A 21564-nucleotide genomic window follows, 5' to 3' on the forward strand; every position below is an offset into this window, starting at 1 on the left:
TCGAACCGTTCCCCGCGCCCGTCTCGGCCGCGGACCGTCCGCGTCACCCGGTTCCGGCGCGGTTATTCGCGCGTGTCGGGTTCGCGGGTGGGCGTCTTCTCCCGTGGGAGGAGGGAGTGTTCGGTGGTGGTGTCGCTGTGGTCCGGGGTGGAGCGTTTCCGGAGGCGTTTCCACAGCGCGGTGCCGGCAGGCAGCGCGAGGACCAGCCCGAAGAGGATCCAGCTGGCCCGGCCGAGCACGTCTTCGACGTAGGTGGCCGAGGCTCCGGCGACGCTGCCGAGGCCGATGTGCAGTGTGGACCAGCAGACCGCTCCCAGCAGCGATGCCGGTAGGAAGCGGGAGAGGGGCAGTCCGCTGGCTCCGGCCGCGGCCGGAGCCAGGGTGCGCACGAGCGGGAGGAACCGTGCCGTGAACACGGCACCTCCGCCGTGCCGGCGCAGCATCTCGGCGGCGCGGTCCCAGTGCCGGTGTCCGAGGCGGGCGATCAGGCGGGTTTCGCGCATGCGGGGGCCGAAGCGGTGTCCCAGGCCGTAGCCGATGAGGTCGCCTCCGGCGGCGCATCCGGCGACCACCGCGGTCATGAGCACGAACCGGAACGGGGTGGACGCGGTCGCGCCCGCGAGGAACAGGGCGCTGTCCCCGGGCACGAGCAGCCCCACGCCGAGCGTGCACTCGCTGAGCGCGAGCGCGCCCGCCACGGCGACGACCAGTGGCGCGGGCAGGTCGGTCAGGACGGCGAGCCCGTCGCCGAGGTCGAACATGCGTGCTCCTTGCCACGGTTTCGGCGTTCCCACGGTACCCAGTCGGTGACGTTGGGGTGTGAGACCGCCGACGCGGAGGCAGGACAGGAGGGGCCGTGGACGTCCCTGCCCGTGGAGGAGGAAAGCCGTACGGGCACCGAGGGGAGCCGCTGTCCGGAGGCTGGATCCGTGCGTGCTCGCCGAGGACCGCGCCGGGCGCGGCAGCACCGCGGATTCCGGGATGGCTGCGACGACGGTAGGCACCGTGTCGTTCGCCGCTGTCCCCGAGGTGCCTGCGGCGGTCTCGCGATCGGAGTCGCGCACCGGGATCGAAACCCGGCGGTGGGCGCGGCCTGCCTCGAGGGCGGCCATTCGAGGCCGGGCGGAAGGGCGTCATCTCCCCGCCGTTCTCAACATATAGCGCATCGGGGGACTTGTGGCAAGACCCGGGGTGTGCCGCAGGCTTGTCGGCCGAACGCACGGAAACGGGGGGTTGCAGTGATCGATGTGATCATCGCCGGCGGCGGTCCGACCGGCTTGATGCTGGCCGCCGAGTTGCGGCTGCACGGCGTGCGCGCGCTCGTGCTGGAGAAGGAGGCGGAGCCGACCGAGCAGGCCCGCGCGCTCGGCCTGCACGCGCGCAGCGTCGAGGTGATGGACCAGCGCGGCCTGCTGGAGCGGTTCCTCGAACGCGGCAGGCAGGTCGTGGCCGGCGGCTTCTTCGCCGGTATCGACAAGCCGTGGCCGGACCGGTTGGACACCGCGCACTCGTACGTCCTCGCCGTCCCGCAGAGCACCACCGAGCGCCTGCTGGCCGAGCACGCCACCGAACTCGGCACCGAGATCCGGCGCGGCTGCGAGCTGGTCGGGCTGAGTCAGGACGAACAGGGGGTGACCGTCGAACTGGCCGACGGCGCGCGGTTGCGCTCGCGCTACCTCGTCGGCTGCGACGGCGGGCGCAGCGCGGTGCGCGAGCTGCTCGGCGTCGGTTTTCCCGGTGAGCCCACCAGGACCGAGACGCTGCTGGGCGAGGTGGAGGTGACCGCGTCACCGGAGACGCTGGCCTCCGTGGTCGCCGAGGTCCGCGAGAGCTGTGTCCGGTTCGGCACCATGCCCCTCGGAGACGGGGTGTACCGCCTCATCGTGCCCGCCGGGGAACCGGTCCAGGACCGCTCGGTCCCACCGACCCTCGCCGAGCTCAAGCAGCGGGTGCGGGAGGTCGCCGGTACCGACTTCGGCGCGCACTCACCACGCTGGCTGTCCCGTTTCGGAGACGCCACCCGGCTGGCCGAGCGCTACCGGAGCGGCCGGGTGCTGCTGGCGGGCGACGCGGCGCACGTCCACCCGCCGACCGGTGGGCAGGGGCTCAACCTCGGCATCCAGGACGCGTTCAACCTCGGTTGGAAGCTGGCCGCCGAGGTCGACGGTTGGGCACCGGCGGGGCTGCTGGACAGCTACCACGCCGAACGGCACCCGGTGGCTGCCGACGTGCTGGACAACACCCGCGTCCAGACCGAGCTGCTGTCCGCCGAACCGGGGCCCCGGGCGGTGCGCCGGTTGGTGTCGGAGCTGATGGACTTCGAGGAGGTGAACCGCCACCTGATCGAGAAGGTCACGGCGTTGGGGGTTCGCTACGACTTCGGCGAGGGGCACGAACTGCTCGGTCGGCGGATGCGGGACGTGGGGTTGAAGCGGGGACGCCTCTACGAGTCGATGCGCGGTGGGCGTGGTCTGCTGCTCGACCAGACCGGTGGGCTCTCGGTTGCCGGATGGGCGGATCGGGTCGACCACGTCGTCGACGTCAGCGAGGAGCTGGACGTGCCCGCGGCGTTGCTGCGACCGGACGGACACGTGGCGTGGGCCGGTGCGGATCAGCGGGAGCTGTCCGCCCGGCTGGCCGAGTGGTTCGGAACGCCATCGGCTGAGCGCGTGGTCCGCTGAGTGCGCGGCCGGCATCAGGCTGACCACCTGCGTGGTGCTCACCTGCCGCTCGCCATGTTGCACGCGGGGGCACTGGAGGTGGCGCAGGGGATCGAGCAGCAGCACGCCGTGAAGGCCGGTGAGCTGCGGTCGAGCATCACCGCGGTCACTGATCAGCTGCGCGGGAGCACCAGCGTGCTGTCTGCTTCCGGGGCGGGCAGCTGGCCGACAAGGACGTGATCGAGCACTGAACTCATGCTTCGAGGAGGGGCGCTGTGGAAGACGGGTATTTCTGTTCGGAGTGTGCAAATCCAGGAAGTACAGCACGGACATCACCCGCTGATGAATCTTTCTCGCTTCTGAGGGGAGTGTTCGAGGAAGCCTCCCTGGGGCCCGGGGTTGCCAACGAAGACGACGATGACCTGACAGTGAGATTTTTTCTGTGCGACATTCGGAGGGTAGGGCGTGATACGGCAGAGGTGGTGCTTTATTTTCACAAGACCCCGGAAATCCTCGCCCCCTTCTTGTCTCGGGCGCAACAGCCTCTGGCCGTCCTCTACTCGCTGACTCGTCCTTATGGGAAGGCGCACAACCTGGAAATGCCGAGCCTGGAGATACACGAGTTCGTTTCCACGGGAGGAGTGAACGCCGAAACGGTATTGGGCGAAGACGATGAGGGAAATTTGGTGGTGGATTCCCGGGGAGAGCTCTAGAAGGGCCTGGCGCATTGGTGATCCCGAGACGGAAGCTTCTTGGTGCTGGTTGCGCCGTGGGTTATCTCGGACGAGTTGTGCGGAGCGGATCGAGCCGCTGGCCGAGCGGAAGCGCGGGGTGCTGTCACTGGTCGGGGAGGGGTTGTCGGACGCGAACACCGCGCCACCTGCCCGCCTCCGCGACAGGTCCCCCGGCTCGGCGGACGGGAGCGGTGTCCCGTCCGCTCGCCGCGAGGGGGCTGCGTGTTCGGTGCCCCGCTGGGCCTGCTCGGCCGGTGGCGCCCGTCAGCCCCAGCCGGCCTGCGCACCGCCGACGCGCTGCTCGGCCAGGTACTGCTGGTGGCCGGACTCGGCGTAGGCGCGCATCGGTTCGGCGGGCAGCCCGCGCGAGGCGCGCCACTGCGCCAGGGCCGGTCGGACGTCGGTCTGGAAGGCGTCCATCAGCACCTCGTTCGCCCCGAGCACGTCGTGCTCGGCCTGCGCCTTCTCGAGGGCCGCCCGGTCGATCAGCAGCGCGCGTGCGGTCATCTCCTGCACGTTGAGCACCGAGCGGATCTGGCCGGGGATCTTCTCCTCGATGTTGTGGCACTGGTCGAGCATGAAGCGCACCGGGGAGTCCGCGTCGAGCCCACCGTTCGCGATGACCTCGTGCAGGATGCGGAACAGCTGGAACGGGTCGGCCGCGCCGACGATCAGGTCGTCGTCGGCGTAGAAGCGCGAGTTGAAGTCGAACGAGCCGAGCTTGCCCAGCCGCATCAGCTGCATGACGATGAACTCGATGTTGGTGCCCGGCGCGTGGTGGCCGGTGTCCAGACAGGTCAGCGCCCGGTCGCCGAGTGCGCTGACCTGCGCGTACGAGGTCCCCCAGTCGGGGACGTCGGTGTGGTAGAAGGCAGGTTCGAAGAACTTGTACTCCAGCACGAGCCGCTGGTGCGCGTCGAGCCGTTCGTAGATCTCGGCCAGTGATTCGGCGAGCCGGTCCTGGCGCGCCCGCAGGGAGTCCTGGCCGGGGTAGTTCGTCCCGTCGGCCAGCCAGATCTTGAGGTCGGTCGATCCGGTGGCGTGCATGATGTCGATGCACCGGAAGTGGTGGTCGATGGCCTTGCGCCGGATCGCGGGGGCGGAGTGGGTGAGGCTGCCGAACTTGTAGTCCTCGTCCTGGAACGTGTTGGCGTTGATCGTGCCCAGCTCGACTCCGAGACCTTCGGCGTGGGCCTTGAGCTCGGCGAAGTCCCCGACGTCGTCCCACGGGATGTGCAGCGCCACGGTCGGCGCGAGCCCGGTCATCTCGTGCACCTTGGCGGCGTCGGCGATCTTCTCGTGCGTGGTGCGCGGGGTGCCGGGGGTGCCGAACACCTTGAAGCGGGTGCCGGAGTTGCCGAGCGCCCAGCTGGGCAGCTCGATGGACTGGCGGGCGAGCGTGTCGGTGATCTCGTCGAAGCGAGGCGGCACGGTCATCGTTCTCCTTCGTTCGGATCGGAGTCGTCGAGCGGCGGTGTGGTGCCGGCGTGCGGATGGTGCTGATCGAGCTCGGCGAGCTGGTCCTCGAGGTGGAAGACCTCTTCGAGGGTGATCGCGGCCTGGTCGGCGCGTCCGCTCCGGCCGACGAAGAGGTCGGCCATGTACTCCTCCCAGATCGCGGCCACCCGCGATTGCGCGAGGTGGGCGTCCGAAGCGGTCGCGGAGTCCGTCTCGTAGTAGCCGATCAGCAGCCCGTCCGGGCGCAGGAACAGCGAGTAGTTGCGCCGCCCCGAGGCCTCGAGTTCGCGCAGCATCTCGGGCCACACGGCCGCGTGGCGGTGCCGGTACTCGTCGAGGCGGTCCGGATCGATCCGCAGCTGGAAGCACACGCGGGTCATGGGGTCATCACCGGGTCCTCGGCGGTCGGGGTGGTGCTTCCGTAGCGCTCCCGCTCGATCTGCTTCAGGTCCTTGCCCCGAGTGCGGGGTGTCCACAGTGTTCCGATGAGCAGGGAGGCGGCCAGCAGCCCGAGGATGAGCAGGCCGAGTCCTTTCAGCCCGATCCGTTCCAGCAGCATCGGGAACCAGACGCTGAGCACGCCGACGAGCACGCGGGCGGCCAGGAACAGCACGCCCTGCGCGCTGGCGCGGTAGCGCGTCGCGAACAGCTCGCTGGTCCACAGGCCGTAGAACGCCTGCGCACCGACGCCCATGGACACGCCCCAGCCGATCGCGAAGAACAGCAGGGTGACCACTCCCGGCGGGGCGTAGATCAGCGCGCTCCAGGCGAGGATGCCGAGCAGGGCGCCGGAGCAGTACAGCCACCGGCGGCTCATCCTGTCGGCGAGCCGCATGAACCCGAAGTAGGTCGCCGCGCTGGTGCAGCCCCACATGAGCACCTGCAGCAGGTACTGCTCGGTCACGGACGTGAAGCCCGCCGCGTCGTACACGCGCGGCTGGAAGATCCCGGACTGCCCGGCCACGGTGTTCCACAGGGCGTAGACGCCGAACAGGAACAGCAGCGCGGTGAGGTTGGCTTTCCTGGTGAAAAGCCCGCCCAGGCTGCCCAGGAAGGAGGGGCGCTCGTCCGGGGCGTTGTTCCGGTCGCGCCAGAGCCCGGATTCCGGCAGGCCGCGCCGCACCCACCAGGTGATGGCGGCGACGACGAACAGGTGCGCGAAGATCAGTCGGCTGCCGAGCAGGCCGAGCGGGGCCACGACGACGGCCAGGAAGTAACCGATCATCGGCCCGATCGACCAGGCCAGCTGGGCGGTGCCCACGTGCGCTGCTCGCTGGTGCGCCGGTGCCTCCTCGGCGATGTAGGTCCACGAGGCGGTCACCCCGGCGCCGACGGCGATGCCGGTCAGCACGAAGGCGGTCAGCAGCATCCCGTAGGACGTGGCGAAAACGGCCAACAGCACGCCGAGCATGTACAGCAGCAGGTCGTAGGTGTAGATGAACTTCCTGCCGAACCGGTCGCACAGCGGACCGCCGACGGCCGCTCCCGCCGCGGCGCCGAACGCGTTGGCGCTCAGTGAGGCGAGGAGTCCGACCGCCAGGTTGTCCAGGTCGAACCGTTCCTGCCACAGGCCGAGGCTGGTGGCGATAGCGATGATCGACCCGGCCTCGATGTAGTTCGACATGGCCACGGCGATCGTCGCGCGCCACCCCGTCGTGCGCTTGCTACTGGAACGGACCCCCATTGGCCCTCCCATCCGTCGACCCTGGTGTCTCGTGCTCCGTTCCCGGAGCCGTAGAGGTAAATCGTTTCAAAGTGAAACGCACCATAGCGGCCTTCGCGGTTGTGAACAAGACCGTGCGCGAGATTCGTGCGGGCGGGTCGGCTCGCGGCCGTGCGTTGGCGAAGCGCGCTCGGGGAGGTTCTCGGTCACGGTCGGGAGCGCCCGCGGCGCGGACCCGGAGGGTGGCTTCCGTGGCGGGGCCCAGCCGGGGCGTGCCGAGGGGTGCGGCACTGCCGCGGTTTTCCGCTACGGAGGAGAGTTCCTTGTGTCCAGTCGGTTTTCGGGTGCGGCTTTCGAGCTTCCCGCTGTGGTGCAGGCTGTACCGCTCCTTCGTCCCGTCGGGTAGCGATTGCCGACCGGTGTGGGGGCGCGTCCGTGCGGGCTCACTTGGCTCGCGCCGAGTTGCGAGCTCGCGCGCGTGCCGAGTCGACCGGGAGGACTCTCCGGGGGTGCTGCGAGCCAAAGCATAAAACGTTTTATTTCAGTGGGGGTTGATCGAGTGCTCCCGCCCGGTGGGCGGAAAGTCGCACCGGACCTCGCGGTCGTGTTCTCCCGTGGTGCGGGTCTCGACGGATTCGTGGCGGAGCGCGGCCCCGCTGTCATGCACTTCGGCCTGCGTAGCCCGGAGCCGTCCGGGGCGACGACCGTCAGCGGGGTGTCAGGGCTGTGTCAGCGCTGTGTCAGATCAGACGGCTAAACCGAACCCTGAGCAGTCACAAGTGATCGGGAGGCCGTCGCTGATGCGAGAAAGAGCCGCTCCGGTCCGGGACGAGACAGACGGACGGGTTCTCGAAGAGCTCTCCCCACCGCACGAACCGGGAGAACCCCGCGTGACGGAGACGGGCCACAACGCGAAGGCGTCGTTCGACCAGCGGCACCAGCTGACGGTTTCCGGGTGTTTCGCTGCGCTGCTTTCACGGGCGGAGCGGCCCGGCAGGCGAGTGCGGCACCGCCGGTGCGGGAGGCGGGCACTCCGCCGTGCGCGGTGAGCACGACGCGACGTTGGCACGGCTCGTATGAACCCGAGGAGGTGTGATGACACCGGTCAGTACCGGGATCGTCGGACTGGGCGCTTATCTGCCGGAAACGGTGCGCAGCAACAGCGAAGTGGCCGCGGGTGCCGGAGTGACTTCCGACTGGATCGAGCAGCGAACCGGGGTGCTCGAGAGGCGAACGGCCCGACAGGGCCAGGCGGCTTCGGACCTGGCGGCGCAAGCGGCGCTGCGGGCCCTGTCGTCGGCCGGTGTCACGCCGCAGCAGGTGGCGATGGTGGTTCTGGGGACATCCACCCTGGACGAGCTGGGCCCGGCCACCGCGTGCCGCGTGCAGCACCTGATCAACGCCACCGACGCGGTCGCGTTCGATGTGAACGCCGCTTGTTCGGGATTCGTGTTCGGCATGCAGACCGCACACGACTGGCTGGCCCAACGCGGTGGCGGGCGGTACGCGCTGGTGATCGGGGTGGAGCTGTACTCGAAGTTCCTCGATCCCACGGACCGGGGCACGGCGGTGCTGTTCGCCGACGGAGCGGGAGCGGCCGTGGTGGGGGAGGTGCCGCCCGAACGGGGAGTGCTGCACGTGGCGACCGGCTCGGACGGGAGCCAGGCCGACCAGGTGCTCATCCCGGGAGGGGGCAGTCGTCTTCCGGCCAGCGACGAGTCGTTGACGAACGGTGCGCACACGATCCACATGAACGGAAGCGCGGTGCGCGACTTCATCACCACCGCATTCCCCCGCGTGCTGGAGGAGTCGTGCCGCGCGGCGGGAATCGACAGGACCGACCTGGACGTGATCGTGCCGCACCAGCCCAATCCGCTGTTGCTGAGCCGCCTGGCCGAGCAGGCGGGCATCCCGGCGGAGAAAACGGTGATCACGGGGGACCGGGTGGGCAACGTCGGCGCCGCCTCCATACCGGTGGCCCTGACCCACGCCGTCGCGGAGGGACGGGTCGGAGATGGGGACCACGTGCTGCTCCCGACCTTCGGGGCAGGGGTCACCTGGGGCTCCTGCCTGCTGCGCTGGTCCCCGCCGTTCAAGCAGCCGTGCAGCCCGCTCGATGAGATTCGCGGAGAGTGATCGAAGTGTACGGGCAAGCCTTGTTCGACCTCACCGGGCGGCGAGTGCTGATCACCGGGGCTTCCCGGGGGATCGGCGCGCAACTCGCGCGAGGTTTCGCCGCGGCGGGAGCACGTGTCGCGCTCACCGCCCGTTCGCGGAACGCGCTGCGGCGGCTGGCCGCCGACATCGAGGAGGAGGGAGGAGAGGCGGTGGCGATACCGGGGGACCTGTCCACCGCCGAAGGGTGCACCACCGCGGTGGAGGACGCCGTCGCCGCCCTGGGCGGGCTGGACGTGCTGCTGCACAACGCGGGTGGGCCGGTGGTCGACGAGCACGGGGTGGTGCAGCTGCGCCCCGTGCTGGGGGCTTCCGACGAGGAGTGGGCCGGAGTCCTGGACGTGAACCTGATGGGCGCGGTGCGGCTGCTGCGGGGTGCGCACCCGTTCCTCTCCGTCTCGCCGGACCCGAGCGTGACGATCATGTCCTCGGTGGCCGGATTCGTCGGTATGGGCGGAGCGGAGTCGTACGGAGCGGCCAAGGCCGCCCAGATGTCGCTGGTGCGCTCCTTGGGCACCGCGTGGGGAAGGGCCGGTATCCGGGTGAACGCGCTGTGCCCCGGCTGGGTGCGTACCGACATGACTTCGTCGATACACGAGGACGAAACCACCTCCGAGTCGGTGTTGGCGGAGGTTCCACAGCGCCGGTGGGCCGATCCGAGCGAGGTGGTGGGCCCCGCGGTGTTCCTGGCGTCCCCGGCCGCGTCGTTCATGACGGGCCAAACACTGGTGATCGACGGGGGACTCGTGGCTCACCCCGCTATCGGCTGACCACGCAACACGACCGACGGGAGGTAGGACCGATGGGCGAGACGCACGTGTGGGTCGTCGGCGATTGCTTCGCGCGGTTCACCGGCAACGAGAACGTGATGACCACGGCCGAGGTGTCGCGGTGGGTGCGATCCCGCACCACCGAGTCGGATGCCCGGGGAATGGTGCTGCACCCGGCGCTCGGAGTGGACCGTGCGATGTGGCGCGAACTCGCCCGAACCGTCTCACGAGCGGGGCTGGAGCAGGTGGTGCTGCCGCAGGGTGCCCCGCCCGAACCGGTCGGGCGGCACACCGTGCTGAAACAGCAGCAGGACAACGTCCTCGTCGGGGATCCGCACGTCTCGGGAAATGAGGTCACGGGAGCGCTGCTGGTTCCCAACGACACCGAGATGCTGCGGGATCACACCGCCGATCAGCAGCACATCCCGGGCATGCTGCTGATCGAGGCGGTCACCCAGCTGATCACCTGGGCCGTGGGGGAGACGGTGCCCCCGACCGCCGACGGCACACCGCGCTACGCGGTGATGCACCGGCTGCGGACCGAGTTCCACCGCTTCGTGTTTCCGCTGCCCGTCGTGCTGCGTGCCCGGCTCACCCGGGATGGCGAGGCCACCGACGAGCGAGTGCCGCTGACGGCACAGGTCGACATCGAGCAGGCCGAGCGGGTGACCACCGCGTGCGAGATCGCGTTGAACGCCTTCGACCCGGACGCGGTGTTCACCGTCGAAGCCGGACAAGCATCCAAAACCGTGCTGCGCACGGCACCGGTACCGGGGGAAGCGGCATGAGCGGTGACGTGCGGGACGGGAGAAGTGAGTTCGACTCCGACATGCGGGGCGTGTTCGGTGGTGGGCTGTTCGCACCGCGCGACGACCAGGCACCGTCCGGGCGGCACCGGCGCACGTATCAGCAGCTGCGCCACATCACCCACGGCCTGGACCTGCCGCGGAACTCCCGACGGGACCCGCGGTTCCTGTTCGCCGCGTTGGAGTGGGCCGCCGTGGTCAATCCCGCGTTGTTCCTGACCGGCACGGTGCACTACGGAGTGTGCGTGTCCGGGATCGACGGGATGGCCCAGCCCGACTCGGACCTGTCCGAGCTCCGTGGCGAACTGGATGCCGCCAGAACCGTCGGCACCATCCTGATCACCGAGGTCGGGCACGGCACCAGCCACGTGGCGCTGCGCACCCGCGCCGACTACCACCCGGGAACCGGACGTTTCGAGTTGTCCACTCCCGACGAGACGGCGTGCAAGTTCATGGCCCACGCCGGGCTGGAGGGAACTCCCAAGGTGGGCGTGGTCTACGCCCAGCTGCACGTGGGCGGCGAGTGCCACGGGGTGTTCCCCTTCCTGGTGCGGCTGCGTGACGAGCACCGCACGGGTGAGGGAGTGCGCGTCGGACGCGCGGTTCGTTCCGACGCGGTGGACCTGGACTACACGCTGGTGCGGTTCGACGGCGCGGTCGTGCCGTACGAGCGGTGGCTCTCCGACGGGGCGCGCATCGACCACGAGGGTGTTGTCCACGACCCGGCGGCTTCCCCGCGACAGCGCCTGGTGCGCTCGCTTCAGGTGTCCCGAAACGCCTCCACCGCCGGTGCGGTGGGGCTGGCCGCCGTGGCACGGGCCACTGGTGCGTTGACCACTCGTTACGTGCACCATCGCACCACCTCCGGCGCACTCGCACCGGGAGCGACACTGGCCGGGCACGCGCGGGTGCGGCGTACCCTCTTTCCCGCGCTGGCCGCTGCCATGGCCGCCACAGCGCAGGTCAACCGTGCGCTGCGCATCACCCTCGACGGTGGTGATCCGCAGCGCGCCGCCGGAACCGACTGGTCTCCGTGGGCCTCGGTGCATTCCGAGCTCGCCCTGTCCAAGGTGATCGCCACCTGGGCCGCGGAGCGGGTGACCGGTGACTGTCGAAAGCTGCTCGGGGCGCACGGTGTGCTGAACGCGAACCGCATCCGCGCCTACGAGGGACTGGCGGCGATCTACCACTCCGCGGGCGGGGACAACACCCTGACCACGATGGATCTGGCTCGTTCCCTGGCCGATGATCCCCGCGCGGTGCCCGTGCCCTCCGGGACCGGGCGGATGGACCAGGTGGACACGCTGGTGGTGCTCGCCCGCGCGCGGGAGAACCTGCTGCGCACCCGGCTGTGCGCCCGCCTGGGGGCCGACCGCTGCCTGCCCGAGGCGGATCGCTGGGACCGGCACGCTCAGCTGGCCGACGAACTGGTGGGCGCTCACGCCCACCGGATCGTGCTGGAGCAGTTCCTGACCTGGGCCGACTCGTTCCCTCCGGGGCAGCGACGAGACACCCTGCACCGGTTGTGCCTGCTGAACGGACTCGACCACGCACGGTGGCACGGGGACGAGCTGCACCGCGCCGGCTGGTTGTCGCGTGAGCAGCACCAGCGGGTGGACGCGGTGTTCACCGAGCAGTGCGACGTGCTCGCCGAGCACGGAGCCGAGCTGGTGGACATCCTCGGGCTCACCACCGAAGGCACCGGAGCACCACTGGCCGCGGACGACCACGTGGCCGCCATGACCGGTCTGGCGGGGATCGGCGAGCGAGACGTCGGGGACCGGATGCGTGAGCCCTCCTCCGCGGGGAATTCGGGAGAACCCTGATCCGCTCGCCGGTTCGGTGGAGTTCCGATGTCGCGGGGAGGTTCGCTCGTCGGTTCCGGGGGTGAACGTGCGAATGATCAGTACCGAACGTCGAAAGGTGAGGTGTTCTTGCTGTGAATCTGCACCAGCGGATCGGAGTGCAGCCGCCCTACCGGGCGCTGTCCGATGTGGTTGTCGCATGTCCTGGCAGTGTCCGGTCGAGCATACCCGTGCAGGTGCCGACCGGCGGAGCTCCGATCACCATGCACGAGGCGCTGCGCCACGGGGCGATTCTGGGGATATACTCGGTGGCCTCGCTGATGGGGGATCAAGAGAAACGTTACTACCTCGCACGGGGTGGTTATGCCTCCTGGGAGATTTCTCCTCCGGAGCGCGAGCGGGCGTCCACTCCGCTGACTGCCTGTGCTGACGGCGCTCCGCGGGGAGACAACCGCGAGGGGTCGGCGAGCATGACGATGTACGCTGCGGACGAATCGGTCGTGATGCGTGCTTGGACGTGGTATTCGATCGTCGCCGAATCAGACATGGATCGATTCTTCCCGGGCCTGTACCGTCCCAACGTCGCCGGTCCGGAGAACAATCCGTACGTCGACGCTCTCGAGCTCAACGCGACCAGTGCTGACGCTTCTTCGGCATCCGCCTGGGTCACGGCTCCTCCTGAGCGCTGCGCCGGACATTTTCCGGGTTATCCGGCCGCCCCGGTGGCGATGCTGATCCGGTCGGCCCTGGACACCTGTGAGTCGATCGCACCGGCCGCGCGGTGGGCGTTGGCCGACTGCCGGCTGCACGACATGCGTACGCTGCCTCCGGCGGACGCACCCGTTCAGCTGCGGGCCGAGTTGGTCCATGCGACGCCGCACACGAGGGTGGTGCTGACGACGATACGAATGAACGACACCGCCATCGGCGAGGTGTCGTTCCGCTACGTACCGGCGTGATCCCGTCCACGAGGTTCGTCTCGTCCAGCGACTCCGGCAGTCGGATGCACCACTGCTTCAACAGCTCGGCGCGCCCGATCACCACGGCGCGACCATCGACAGCTCTTCGCGCACCGAGTCCTTCGACGTTGATGAAGCCCTCGACGTCGGGCAGCTCACCGACGCGTTCGCGGGTTTCGGCGGTGAACGCTCGTGCTGGGACTTGTGGGAGGACTCGTTCTTCCCGAACTGAGCGGGTCGGTGCTTCCGTGAACCGGACCGGTCGATCCGGAGGGGCTGCGGGGTTGCGGTGCGCACACCTTCGCGTGCGCGGTCCGACGCGACCGCCGTGACGGTCGTTCCACGTGGTTGCCGGAACGTCCTCCCCGATGCGTGCGGACCGCTGTTCGGAGGCGTTCCGGCCTGGTGGCGAGGGAGCGGTGATTCGCGCGGTGATATCGATGAGAAAGGATACTGTCGTCGCGACGCGCTCGGGTGTTACGTCCTGCGGGGCACGTCGGCTGTGCCCGGTTTCGCCCCTGGCGTCGCGAGTTCGACAGAGCCCGGAGTCGGTTCGTGCGTGAACCACGGACTTCGCTCCACGTCCGGTACGGCAGCGTAGTTCCCGCTGATCGGGTTGGTCGTCGTGCTGGAGCTGTGGTCGCGGGGGCACCACGGAACCGTGGTCGAGCTGGACGACGGGTCGAGCTGCTCGTGGTGCCATTGCCGTGCTCCGTAGCCGCTGTGTTCGGTCCTCCGGGACGTACCGTCAACCGTGCTGATGGGAGTGGCCGTCCTCGTGCTCCGCCGGAGGTGCCGGGGCTGTCGACGGCGAGTCGGTGGAAGTGGCGGGCGGTGCGGTACCATCCGTCCCGTGCCCTGACGTTTCGTTCTCGGAATCCTGGTGGTGCCCGGTTTCCGTGCTGTGGTGACCACCTGTCTCGTGGTGACCCCCCGATCCGTGGTGGCCGCCGCTCAACGTGGTCAGCACCGCGACCGAGGTCGCCGCGATCACGGCGAAGCCTCCGGCACCCACGCCGCCGAGGTAGCGGCCACGGGATCCCGGAGCCCCGCGCGTTCCCGCCAACGTGCCGAGAAGGCCCACGACGGCGACGATCTCGAGCAGTACAGTGAGGGTGCCGGGGAGACCCACCGGCTCCGCCGCACCGGCTGCCGGGCCGATCGGTTGGCCGAACGTACGCGTGACCGCCCACGCGGCCACGAGGACGGCTTGCAGTGCCACACCGCTCCCCACAAGGGCGCGATTGTCGCGCAGCGCAGCGGTGATCCCCCAGCCGAGTTGCGCGATCGCTGCGAGGACGAACTGCAGACCGTACCCCCACCACACGATCCAGTGATCGACGGCAACAGCGGCGTGTACCGTAGCGGCTCCGATGCTGGCCAGAGCGGCGATCACCTGGGCGGCCGGTACTCGAGTGCGCATGCTTCTCCTGGTTGCTCCGAACGGGTGAAGAGCACGTGATTCTGTCGAGAGACGGGAACCGAGTCAACAGGTGGTCGAGCACGGCCTTCGGTGGTGGGCCGCCAGAGGTGACGGAGCTGAGACCGACCGACGAGTGTGAGAGGGGGCGAAAGTTGGCCGATCACGAATGACAGTGGTTCCCGGCTGGTCGTCGTGCCGAATAGTAGCGATCAACACGGCTTTGCCCGCTTTTCTCGTCTGCCCCGGCTGACGCCGGCGTTTCCGAAAGCCCTGTCGGGAACACTTGGGAACACGGAAGGACAGGTGCACGGCGCGAAACTCTTCCTGGGACTCACGGTTGCCGCCGCGAGCGCTCATGGCTCCGAGGGGGTGATCCGTGATCTCTCCTGGGGTTCCGACAGCGTAAGGGGTACCGCTATGGGGTGCGGCAAGGATGGTGGGTGGTGGTAGAGGGTGCCGGTTTTGAGCATGGTGTGGAGGATGTCGCAGCGGCGTCGTGCGAGGCGGAACAGGGCTTGGTTGTGGCGTTTTCCCCGGTCGGTTTTCTTGCGGTAGTAGGCGCGTGAGGGTGGGTGGTTCAGGGAGGCGAAGGCGGCGAGGAAGAAGGCGCGTGTGAGTTGTTTGTTGCCTCTTTTGCCTGGGTGCTCGCCGCGGATGCTGCTGTCCGAGTTGCGGGTTGCTGGTGCTAGTGTGCTGAGTCGTTAGTTCGGTGTTTGTTTGTGTGATGGGACGTTGAGGGGCGTGTCTGCGGGGTGTCTCTCGTCGATGCCGAGCGTCGGATGGTGGGAGGCTGGGCGTGTCGGGGTTCCATGGCACAGGCGATGGCACTGCGGGCGCGGATTGTGTTGGCGTGCGTCGATGGTGTGTCCAATATGGATGTGTCGTGGCAGCTATGGGCCTCGCGGCCGACGGTGACCAAGTGGCGACGCCGTTTCCTCGAAGATGGTCTGGGGGCCTGTCCGATGAACCGTGGCCGGGTGCTCCTCGTGCGATCACCGATGAGCATGTCGAGCAGCTGATCATCAAGACGCTGGTGGAGGCGTCACCGCGCGACGACACGTACTGGTCGACTCGGTCGATGGCCGAGGTGATGGGTATGTCGCAAACCGCGATCTCGTGCATGTGGCGGGCCTTCGGACTCAAACCACACGTGGTGGATACGTGGAAATTGAGCACCGACCCGCAATTCATCGACAAGGTCGGCGACGTCGTCGGGCTCTATATGGATCCGTCCGAGAATGTGCTGGTGCTGTGCGTGGACGAGAAGAGCTAGATGCAGGCCCTGGATCGCCCCGGCAGGCCCATGACTACGTCCGCCACGGTACGACCAGCCTGTTCGCCGCCCTGGATGTAGCCGGCGGCGGAGTCATTACCGCCCACCAGCGACGGCATCGGCACCAGGAATTCTTGAAGTTCCTGACAACGATCGACACAAATACTCCTGTCGAGCTGGACCTGGACCTGGTCTGCGATAGCTACGCCACCCACACAACGCCGGCCATCACAAAGTGGCTCCTGCAGCACCCGCGTTTCCACGTGCCTTTCACGCCGACCAGCGTCTCCTGGCTCAACCTCGTCGAACGCTGGTTTGGTGAACTCACCACGCGCAAACTCCGCCGGTCTGCCCACCGTAGCGTCACCGAACTCGAAGCCGACGTCGCAGCATGGATCCAGCAATGCAACACCGACTCCAAACCCTTCGTGTGGACCAAGACCGCCGACAGACATCCTCGGCACCCTCGCCGCAAACTGCCAACGCATTAACAACTCAACACACTAGGTTTTACTCTCGGTCGGCAGGAACGATCGTGCATCGCCACGGCAGGAGTTTCAGCAACTGCCGTGCGCTGCGCGGTGGGTCAATCGGCGTGCCGTCCACACATGGCATGTCCAAGTATAGTCGGCGGACCTCGTACGGGTAACCATTGAGGTCTTCCCGGTGGCCGGTAATCAGTTCCCAGGCCAGCGGATCGCGGAGTAACCGCTGTGCGTGTTCGGCTGTGGCGAGGTCGTTGGCCAAGACGTTCCACAGTTCGCTGTCGGTCATGTGCGGAATCTGCTGTATAAGAGCCTGGGAGCTCCCTCCCCGGTCACGTAGCAAGCGGGTCACCAAGCCACGGACGACGCCGTTGGTCACGCATCCCTCCCACGAGCACAGATATCCCGCCTCGCCAGCCGCGAGCTCGGCCAGGTACGTGGCCGTGGCGGGGTCCGTGTTCACAACGCCGTCCACGATACGCAGCCGTTCCAGGGTGGTGCTCGGCCTCTCGACCAGGCGACCATGCGCCTGTCCACTTCGAACGAAAGACTCCACATGGTCTAGCTTGAGCGCTCCCGGAGACGAATGAAGCACCGAAGGGCGTTCACCGCTCGCTGCGGCAAGCACTTCGTCCGCGTCCATATCATGCTCGCAGAGCAGCGGTGCTAGCCCGCGGATGCGTTCCTCCCCGAGTGCGTGATGGTTCAGCCCCGCCACGCCCTCGAAGGTATGACTAAACGGCAGATGCCCTACGTCGTGGAGGAGCGCAGTAACCCTCGCGACCACGTCCTTGGGCGCGAAGTGAGCCGTCAACGCGAACAGCCCAAGGGAGTGCTCCAGTCGCGAGTACGTCTGGTGGGTGGCCAACGCGGCGGCTCCAGCGTGGGCCACGAATTGCAAACGACGTACCTCCCAGGTGCGCAGCAGCCTTTGCTCCAGCCGGGTCAACCCGACCTCGACTTTCCACATCGGATCGCGGTATGTTCCCCCGCGACCCAGGATTCCACCGACGGCCGACGTATGTGACACTCAACTCCTCTCGCGGACATACGGAGTAGACGGTTGACTCGAGCATCAGTGCGATTGTTACCGGCTACGCACAAACCGAATCATGGGTAATCGCTCAAGAGAGTACGCACATGCTCGCGCACGGTTGTGAGCCGACTCCTGGCCTGTGCGCGCGCTTCCGCGAGTCCAACGTCCTCAAGCACTGGTTCCACGACCTCCAGATAAGTCTTCAGCTTCGATTCGGTACCCGACGGACGGAGCAGAACCCTGATGCCTCGGCCTTCCAGCGCCAAGAGGTCTACCTGAGGGAGGTAGTCTACCGGGTCGACGACGTGGTCGGCGATCTTCGCCGGAGGATCCGCCCGGACCTTCTCCATCATGGTGGCAATCCGGCTGACGTCCCCGACGCGTACCGAGACCTGATCGGTCTGATGCACACCATGCTGAATTTGCAGCTCGTCCAAAAGGTCGAACAGAGTTCGTCCCTCACTCTTAAGTGATTGGGCTAGGTCTGCCGCGAGAACCGCCGCTGAGATCCCGTCCTTGTCTCGGACGACCCCCGGCAGCACCGCCTGACCGAGGGCCTCCTCGTAAGCGAAGACAAGCTCATGATTTGTCGCACTGCCAGCACGTGCCAGCCACTTAAACCCGACCTGCGTTTCTTCGAACCGCACGCAATGCTGCTCAGCGACCGCTTGCAGCATGCTCGACGATACCATCGTCGTTGCGACGACCGGACGGGGAATCTCGGTCCTGTCGAGCTCGGCGATGATGTGTGTTCCGAGCAGCACACCGATCTCGTTTCCATCTAGCATCCGCCACGCGCCATCGTGTTGGCGAGCTCCGATAGCACATCGGTCCGCATCAGGGTCGAGCGCGATGGCGAGATCTACACCGCGCTCGTGAGCCAACCCTAGAAGAGCGTCGGCCGTGCCTGGTTCTTCCGGGTTGGGATACTCGACCGTCGAGAAGTCCGGATCGGGATCGGACTGCTCAGCCACGACGTGGACATCGCTGAAACCGCTGGCGTTCAACGCCTCGACCAGGGTGCTCTTACCGACACCGTGCAACGGGGTCGCCGCGATGCGAAGGTCGCGCGGCATGCGGCTCGCCGGTCGGGCTACCCGTGTGATGTAGCGTCGTACCGGCTCGTCGTCCAGCACGCTCCACCATGGTTGTCTGGGAATCGACGACGGTGCAGGGGCCGAAGCGATCGACTCTTCGATCTCGCTGTCTGCTGGGGGAATCACCTGACTGCCGCCGGCGAGGTAAACTTTGCAGCCGCTGTCGTCCGCGTGATTGTGCGACGCGGTGATCTGTACTCCCGCGGCAGCATTCCATTCCTGCACACTGAACGCGAGTACGGGAGTCGGCAGTGGGCGCGGGAGAACGAGAACCTCGAAACCGGCGCCTGCGAGGACTCCGGCGACATCTTCGCAGTGCTCTTCCGCACTGTGCCGGGCGTCCCGGCCGATCATCACCCTCTTGCCCCGGTCCCCCCGGTCCAACAGCCATCGGGCCAGTCCGGCCGCCGTACGGGTCAGCACCGAACGGTTGATCCCGTTCGGACCTGCCCTTCTCGGCCCACGCATTCCACCCGTACCGAACCGCAACGATCCGTTCATACGGTCCCGCAGGTCCGCGATAGACGCTACGTTCCCCGCTTGAGCAGCACGAAGGACCTCACGGAGTTCCGCCTGCGAAGCGGGATCGATATCCGAGTCGATCCACCGTTTCGCCGCGTCTCGAAGCTCAGGGTCAATCTCCACTTTATCCGACGTTGTCGTCACTGTTGCTCCGTATTTAGATCAGCTTCCGACGTCGTAACAATATATCTCGGAAGTGCCCAGATCACGACATAATCCACGCACATGCGACCACGTCGCCCGATAACCGCGAGTGTTCCACGACCTCGACGCATCCGCAACACTTCATTGTTTCTCCCGAGAACACCGCTCGAGCTCGATTATCATGAATCACAACCAAAAGACAACCTTCTTGTCTTGTTTTGGTCAACGATTTGACTATTTCCTCAATCACAGCCGAATGTACCAAAGAAAGCCCTGTGCAGGAACTATTCGCAACCACCCGATGGCGAGCGGCAACCTGAGCGCTGTGTCCTGTGTCAGCAGCATTGACGATCTTCTCGGGGGTCGGTAACTTAAAATGTGCATCAGCGCTGGCAAATGAGCAGTGGGGGTGAACAGCTGGGACTGGGGTAAAACGCCGGGTAGCATCTCCGGGGATGAACGGATCTTCTGATCGCGCCAGCAATCGCATTGGCCGTGCGCGCAAGAATTCTATATCCCTGCATCCGACGTTAGCGGCAGCTGCACTCTGGTCGCCAATGTAGATACGTGTTCAACACAGCTGTTGTCCGATTCGTGAGAGAACCTTCGCGTCAAATCATGCTGCAGGAACCCGCGCGTGTAGGCCACTATACGAGGAGGTGCATCCAGCGATGAAAAGAACCATTCCTACGATCGATGCCGGGATCACGAGCGACAAAGCACGGCGTGCGGCCTCGATTGCCGCGTCCACGCGACGGCAGAACGTCAGCCCTGGCAGCACCCTGGAGGGTCTGCCGCTCTTCTCCGAACTGAAGGAGCGTGTCGTTGCGCAGCTCTCGTCGGACATGCCGATCTGCGTGCTGCGCGGTACCGGTTACCTCGATGTCGGGGGAGAGGACCGGAAGCCCTACCTGGCCGAACTGGCGGCGCTGCTCGGATATGTTTCGGACAGTAATGTCGTCGACGAGCGGAGCGGCACGTTCGTCGACGAAGTGCGTCCATCAGACCCCGGCAGCAAGGATGTCACCTTTCAACTGGGCGCGTGCGAGGCTCACGCCGACGAAAGCTCGAAGTTGGTCCCTGAAGATGTCGTCGGGCTCTGGTGCGCACGCCCTGCAGCCGAGGGGGGGAGCAACTTGGTTTGGCTCACCGGAGACCTCGTCGAGAACATCGCGGCGCAGCCCAACGGCCCTGAACTGGTCGAAACCCTCCGACAGCCAGACTTCATGTTCGGGGGCAAGCTGCGGCAGCCCCCGAAGGTGGTTCGGGCCCCGATCTTCTTCGGCCAGGACGGCGTACGGTTTCGCCTCGGCTCCCTGCAGGACGCGATCGAGGTCACCGAGCGGCCGCTGAGCGAGAAGCAGGAGGCCGCGCTAAAAGCGCTAATCTCAGCGACCCAGACCGCGACTCCCCTCGAGTACAACCTCGACGCCGGCGAGGCGCTGGTGTGGATGAACCGCAAAGCCCTGCACTCTAGGACCGATTTCGACGACCGCAGTCGGCTCCTATACCGTACGCGCTGTTTCAACGACGCCCTAAGCAACACGCGCGACGACCGGTCCGAGTGGTTGACGTTGTGACGTGATCCGAATCAAGAGTAGCCGAACCTCACGTCATCGGTCCCGCCGGAAACGCGGGACACGGTGCCCGGCAACCTCGGTATGCCGGGCACTCCCGCAAGCACGAATTCACTCTCGCGACGAAAAGGTGCCCATGTCGACCACACCTATCGCCATCATCGGAGGTACCGGGTTCTACCGGTTCCTGGACGAGGGCGAGGACCACCACATTGATACCCCTTACGGCAGCCCAAGCGCTCCTATCCGTATCGGCGAGGTCGCCGGTCAGCGCGTGGCCTTCCTCCCTCGGCACGGCCGGAACCACGACTTCCTGCCATCAGAGGTTCCCTTCAAGGCCAACCTGTGGGCACTCCGGGAAGCCGGCGTGCGGCAGGTCATCGCTTTCAACTCCGTCGGGAGCCTTCAGTCAGAATACCGCAAAGGAGAGTTCGTTCTGGTCGACCAGTTTGTCGACCGCACCCACGGCCGAGACGCCAGTTACTTCACCGGGTCCGATATCGCCCACGTCAGTGCGGCGGAACCGTACTGTGAGCGGATGCGAAACCTTGCCGAAGAGGCGCTTCAGGACGCCGATATCCGCATCCACCGCACAGGCACCGTCGTCGTGATCCAAGGTCCCAGGTTCTCGACGACCGCGGAGAGCCGGTGGTTCAGCCAGCAGGGTTGGCACCTCGTCAACATGACCCAGTACCCCGAGGTGATTCTCGCCAGGGAACTGGAGATGTGCTACGCGAACCTCTCCTACATCACCGATTACGACGTGGCCGCCAAGGAAGTGGTCGGAGATGCCGAGGAAGCGGTATCACACGCCGCTGTGATAAAGGCGTTCAGCTCCGACTCCGAACTCATTTATGGTGCCATCCAGCGTCTAGTCAAAGCATTGCCCGATGAGGACTGCCAGTGCCGAAGCGCTCTGGCAAACGCACGCGGATAAGCAGCGTTTCGCATGACCGACCAAGCACCCCCTACGACCG

17 protein-coding genes and 2 pseudogenes are annotated in these 21564 nt (G+C 66.9%); 11 read left to right on the top strand and 8 right to left on the bottom strand.

Annotated features, from left to right (window positions below):
- Positions 1-62 precede the first annotated feature (62 nt).
- A complete protein-coding gene (locus FHR84_RS03915) occupies positions 63-761 on the bottom strand; it encodes a DedA family protein (RefSeq protein WP_179534021.1) in 699 nt (232 codons plus the stop codon).
- 477 nt (positions 762-1238) lie between these two features.
- Here FHR84_RS03915 and rox point away from each other — a divergent pair, with 477 nt between their 5' ends.
- Genes rox through FHR84_RS03930 form a run of 3 tightly spaced genes read left to right on the top strand, consistent with a single transcriptional unit; the run spans position 1239 to position 3373 of the window.
- Positions 1239-2681: a rifampin monooxygenase gene (rox, locus tag FHR84_RS03920; RefSeq protein ID WP_179534022.1), complete on the top strand. Its 1443-nt coding sequence runs from the start codon at positions 1239-1241 to the stop codon at positions 2679-2681.
- Positions 2682-2900: a hypothetical protein gene (locus FHR84_RS03925; protein WP_179534023.1), complete on the top strand. Its 219-nt coding sequence runs from the start codon at positions 2682-2684 to the stop codon at positions 2898-2900. It abuts the gene before it with no gap.
- Positions 2901-2935: 35 nt separating this feature from the next.
- Complete coding sequence (locus FHR84_RS03930) at positions 2936-3373, top strand: hypothetical protein (protein ID WP_179534024.1); 438 nt, start codon at positions 2936-2938, stop codon at positions 3371-3373.
- A 285-nt stretch (positions 3374-3658) separates the two neighbouring features.
- Here FHR84_RS03930 and rhaI read toward each other — a convergent pair whose 3' ends face one another.
- The 3 genes from rhaI to FHR84_RS03945 are packed head-to-tail and all read right to left on the bottom strand — an operon-like array spanning position 3659 to position 6536.
- Complete coding sequence (gene rhaI, locus FHR84_RS03935) at positions 3659-4831, bottom strand: L-rhamnose isomerase (protein WP_179534025.1); 1173 nt, start codon at positions 4829-4831, stop codon at positions 3659-3661.
- A complete protein-coding gene (locus FHR84_RS03940) occupies positions 4828-5232 on the bottom strand; it encodes an L-rhamnose mutarotase (protein WP_179534026.1) in 405 nt (134 codons plus the stop codon). Before FHR84_RS03940 ends, rhaI begins: the two co-directional genes overlap by 4 nt.
- Positions 5229-6536 (bottom strand): MFS transporter, encoded by a 1308-nt coding sequence (locus tag FHR84_RS03945; RefSeq protein WP_179534027.1) that lies wholly within the window; start codon positions 6534-6536, stop codon positions 5229-5231. Before FHR84_RS03945 ends, FHR84_RS03940 begins: the two co-directional genes overlap by 4 nt.
- Positions 6537-7610: 1074 nt before the next feature.
- On the opposite strand from FHR84_RS03945, the gene FHR84_RS03950 reads away from it, so the two are divergent.
- The 5 genes from FHR84_RS03950 to FHR84_RS03970 all read left to right on the top strand — a co-directional run bounded on the left by FHR84_RS03950 (position 7611) and on the right by FHR84_RS03970 (position 13030).
- Positions 7611-8651 (top strand): 3-oxoacyl-ACP synthase III family protein, encoded by a 1041-nt coding sequence (locus tag FHR84_RS03950; RefSeq protein ID WP_179534028.1) that lies wholly within the window; start codon positions 7611-7613, stop codon positions 8649-8651.
- A gap of 5 nt (positions 8652-8656) precedes the next feature.
- Positions 8657-9460 carry an SDR family NAD(P)-dependent oxidoreductase gene (locus tag FHR84_RS03955; protein WP_343075141.1) on the top strand — a complete coding sequence of 268 codons (804 nt, stop codon included), beginning with the start codon at positions 8657-8659 and terminating at the stop codon, positions 9458-9460.
- Between the two features lie 32 nt (positions 9461-9492).
- Positions 9493-10248, top strand: a complete 756-nt coding sequence (locus FHR84_RS03960) for an AfsA-related hotdog domain-containing protein (protein ID WP_179534029.1) — start codon at positions 9493-9495, stop codon at positions 10246-10248.
- A complete protein-coding gene (locus tag FHR84_RS03965) occupies positions 10245-12092 on the top strand; it encodes an acyl-CoA dehydrogenase family protein (RefSeq protein ID WP_179534030.1) in 1848 nt (615 codons plus the stop codon). Before FHR84_RS03960 ends, FHR84_RS03965 begins: the two co-directional genes overlap by 4 nt.
- A 242-nt stretch (positions 12093-12334) precedes the next feature.
- On the top strand, positions 12335-13030 hold the full coding sequence (locus tag FHR84_RS03970; protein ID WP_179534031.1) for a hypothetical protein: 696 nt from the start codon (positions 12335-12337) through the stop codon (positions 13028-13030).
- A 748-nt stretch (positions 13031-13778) separates the two neighbouring features.
- On the opposite strand, the gene FHR84_RS03975 is transcribed toward FHR84_RS03970, so the two are convergent.
- Complete coding sequence (locus tag FHR84_RS03975; RefSeq protein ID WP_179534032.1) at positions 13779-14453, bottom strand: hypothetical protein; 675 nt, start codon at positions 14451-14453, stop codon at positions 13779-13781.
- Positions 14454-14806: 353 nt separating this feature from the next.
- A pseudogene (locus FHR84_RS03980) lies at positions 14807-15142 on the bottom strand (hypothetical protein); the annotation flags it as partial.
- Between the two features lie 90 nt (positions 15143-15232).
- Here FHR84_RS03980 and FHR84_RS03985 point away from each other — a divergent pair.
- A pseudogene (locus FHR84_RS03985) lies at positions 15233-16233 on the top strand (IS630 family transposase).
- Positions 16234-16236: 3 nt separating this feature from the next.
- Here the strand turns inward: FHR84_RS03985 and FHR84_RS03990 are convergent.
- Positions 16237-17181: an HD domain-containing protein gene (locus tag FHR84_RS03990; RefSeq protein ID WP_179534033.1), complete on the bottom strand. Its 945-nt coding sequence runs from the start codon at positions 17179-17181 to the stop codon at positions 16237-16239.
- A 140-nt stretch (positions 17182-17321) separates the two neighbouring features.
- The gene (locus FHR84_RS03995) at positions 17322-19010 is read right to left on the bottom strand and encodes a phospho-sugar mutase (protein WP_343075142.1); all 1689 of its coding nucleotides are present in this window, start codon (positions 19008-19010) and stop codon (positions 17322-17324) included.
- A 671-nt stretch (positions 19011-19681) separates the two neighbouring features.
- Between FHR84_RS03995 and FHR84_RS04000 the strand changes: the two genes are divergently transcribed.
- Together FHR84_RS04000 and FHR84_RS04005 are read left to right on the top strand one after the other, a co-directional pair.
- Positions 19682-20590, top strand: coding sequence for a TauD/TfdA family dioxygenase (locus FHR84_RS04000; RefSeq protein ID WP_179534034.1), 909 nt, complete (start codon positions 19682-19684; stop codon positions 20588-20590).
- 133 nt (positions 20591-20723) lie between these two features.
- Positions 20724-21524: an S-methyl-5'-thioadenosine phosphorylase gene (locus tag FHR84_RS04005; protein WP_179534035.1), complete on the top strand. Its 801-nt coding sequence runs from the start codon at positions 20724-20726 to the stop codon at positions 21522-21524.
- Positions 21525-21564: the final 40 nt, after the last annotated feature.

Origin of the sequence: Actinopolyspora biskrensis, from assembly GCF_013408175.1 — a bacterium.
In the GTDB taxonomy this organism is placed as follows: domain Bacteria; phylum Actinomycetota; class Actinomycetes; order Mycobacteriales; family Pseudonocardiaceae; genus Actinopolyspora; species Actinopolyspora biskrensis.

Bases quoted from the DNA above. Each gene is read 5' to 3' on its own strand.
- FHR84_RS04000 (WP_179534034.1), top strand. From the start codon at position 19,682: ATGAAAAGAACCATTCCTACGATCGATGCCGGGATCACGAGCGACAAA.
- FHR84_RS03965 (WP_179534030.1), top strand. From the start codon at position 10,245: ATGAGCGGTGACGTGCGGGACGGGAGAAGTGAGTTCGACTCCGACATG.
- FHR84_RS03915 (WP_179534021.1), bottom strand. From the start codon at position 761: ATGTTCGACCTCGGCGACGGGCTCGCCGTCCTGACCGACCTGCCCGCG.
- FHR84_RS03970 (WP_179534031.1), top strand. From the start codon at position 12,335: ATGCACGAGGCGCTGCGCCACGGGGCGATTCTGGGGATATACTCGGTG.
- FHR84_RS03950 (WP_179534028.1), top strand. From the start codon at position 7,611: ATGACACCGGTCAGTACCGGGATCGTCGGACTGGGCGCTTATCTGCCG.
- FHR84_RS03945 (WP_179534027.1), bottom strand. From the start codon at position 6,536: ATGGGGGTCCGTTCCAGTAGCAAGCGCACGACGGGGTGGCGCGCGACG.
- rhaI (WP_179534025.1), bottom strand. From the start codon at position 4,831: ATGACCGTGCCGCCTCGCTTCGACGAGATCACCGACACGCTCGCCCGC.
- FHR84_RS03960 (WP_179534029.1), top strand. From the start codon at position 9,493: ATGGGCGAGACGCACGTGTGGGTCGTCGGCGATTGCTTCGCGCGGTTC.
- FHR84_RS03990 (WP_179534033.1), bottom strand. From the start codon at position 17,181: ATGTGGAAAGTCGAGGTCGGGTTGACCCGGCTGGAGCAAAGGCTGCTG.
- FHR84_RS04005 (WP_179534035.1), top strand. From the start codon at position 20,724: ATGTCGACCACACCTATCGCCATCATCGGAGGTACCGGGTTCTACCGG.
- FHR84_RS03975 (WP_179534032.1), bottom strand. From the start codon at position 14,453: ATGCGCACTCGAGTACCGGCCGCCCAGGTGATCGCCGCTCTGGCCAGC.
- FHR84_RS03940 (WP_179534026.1), bottom strand. From the start codon at position 5,232: ATGACCCGCGTGTGCTTCCAGCTGCGGATCGATCCGGACCGCCTCGAC.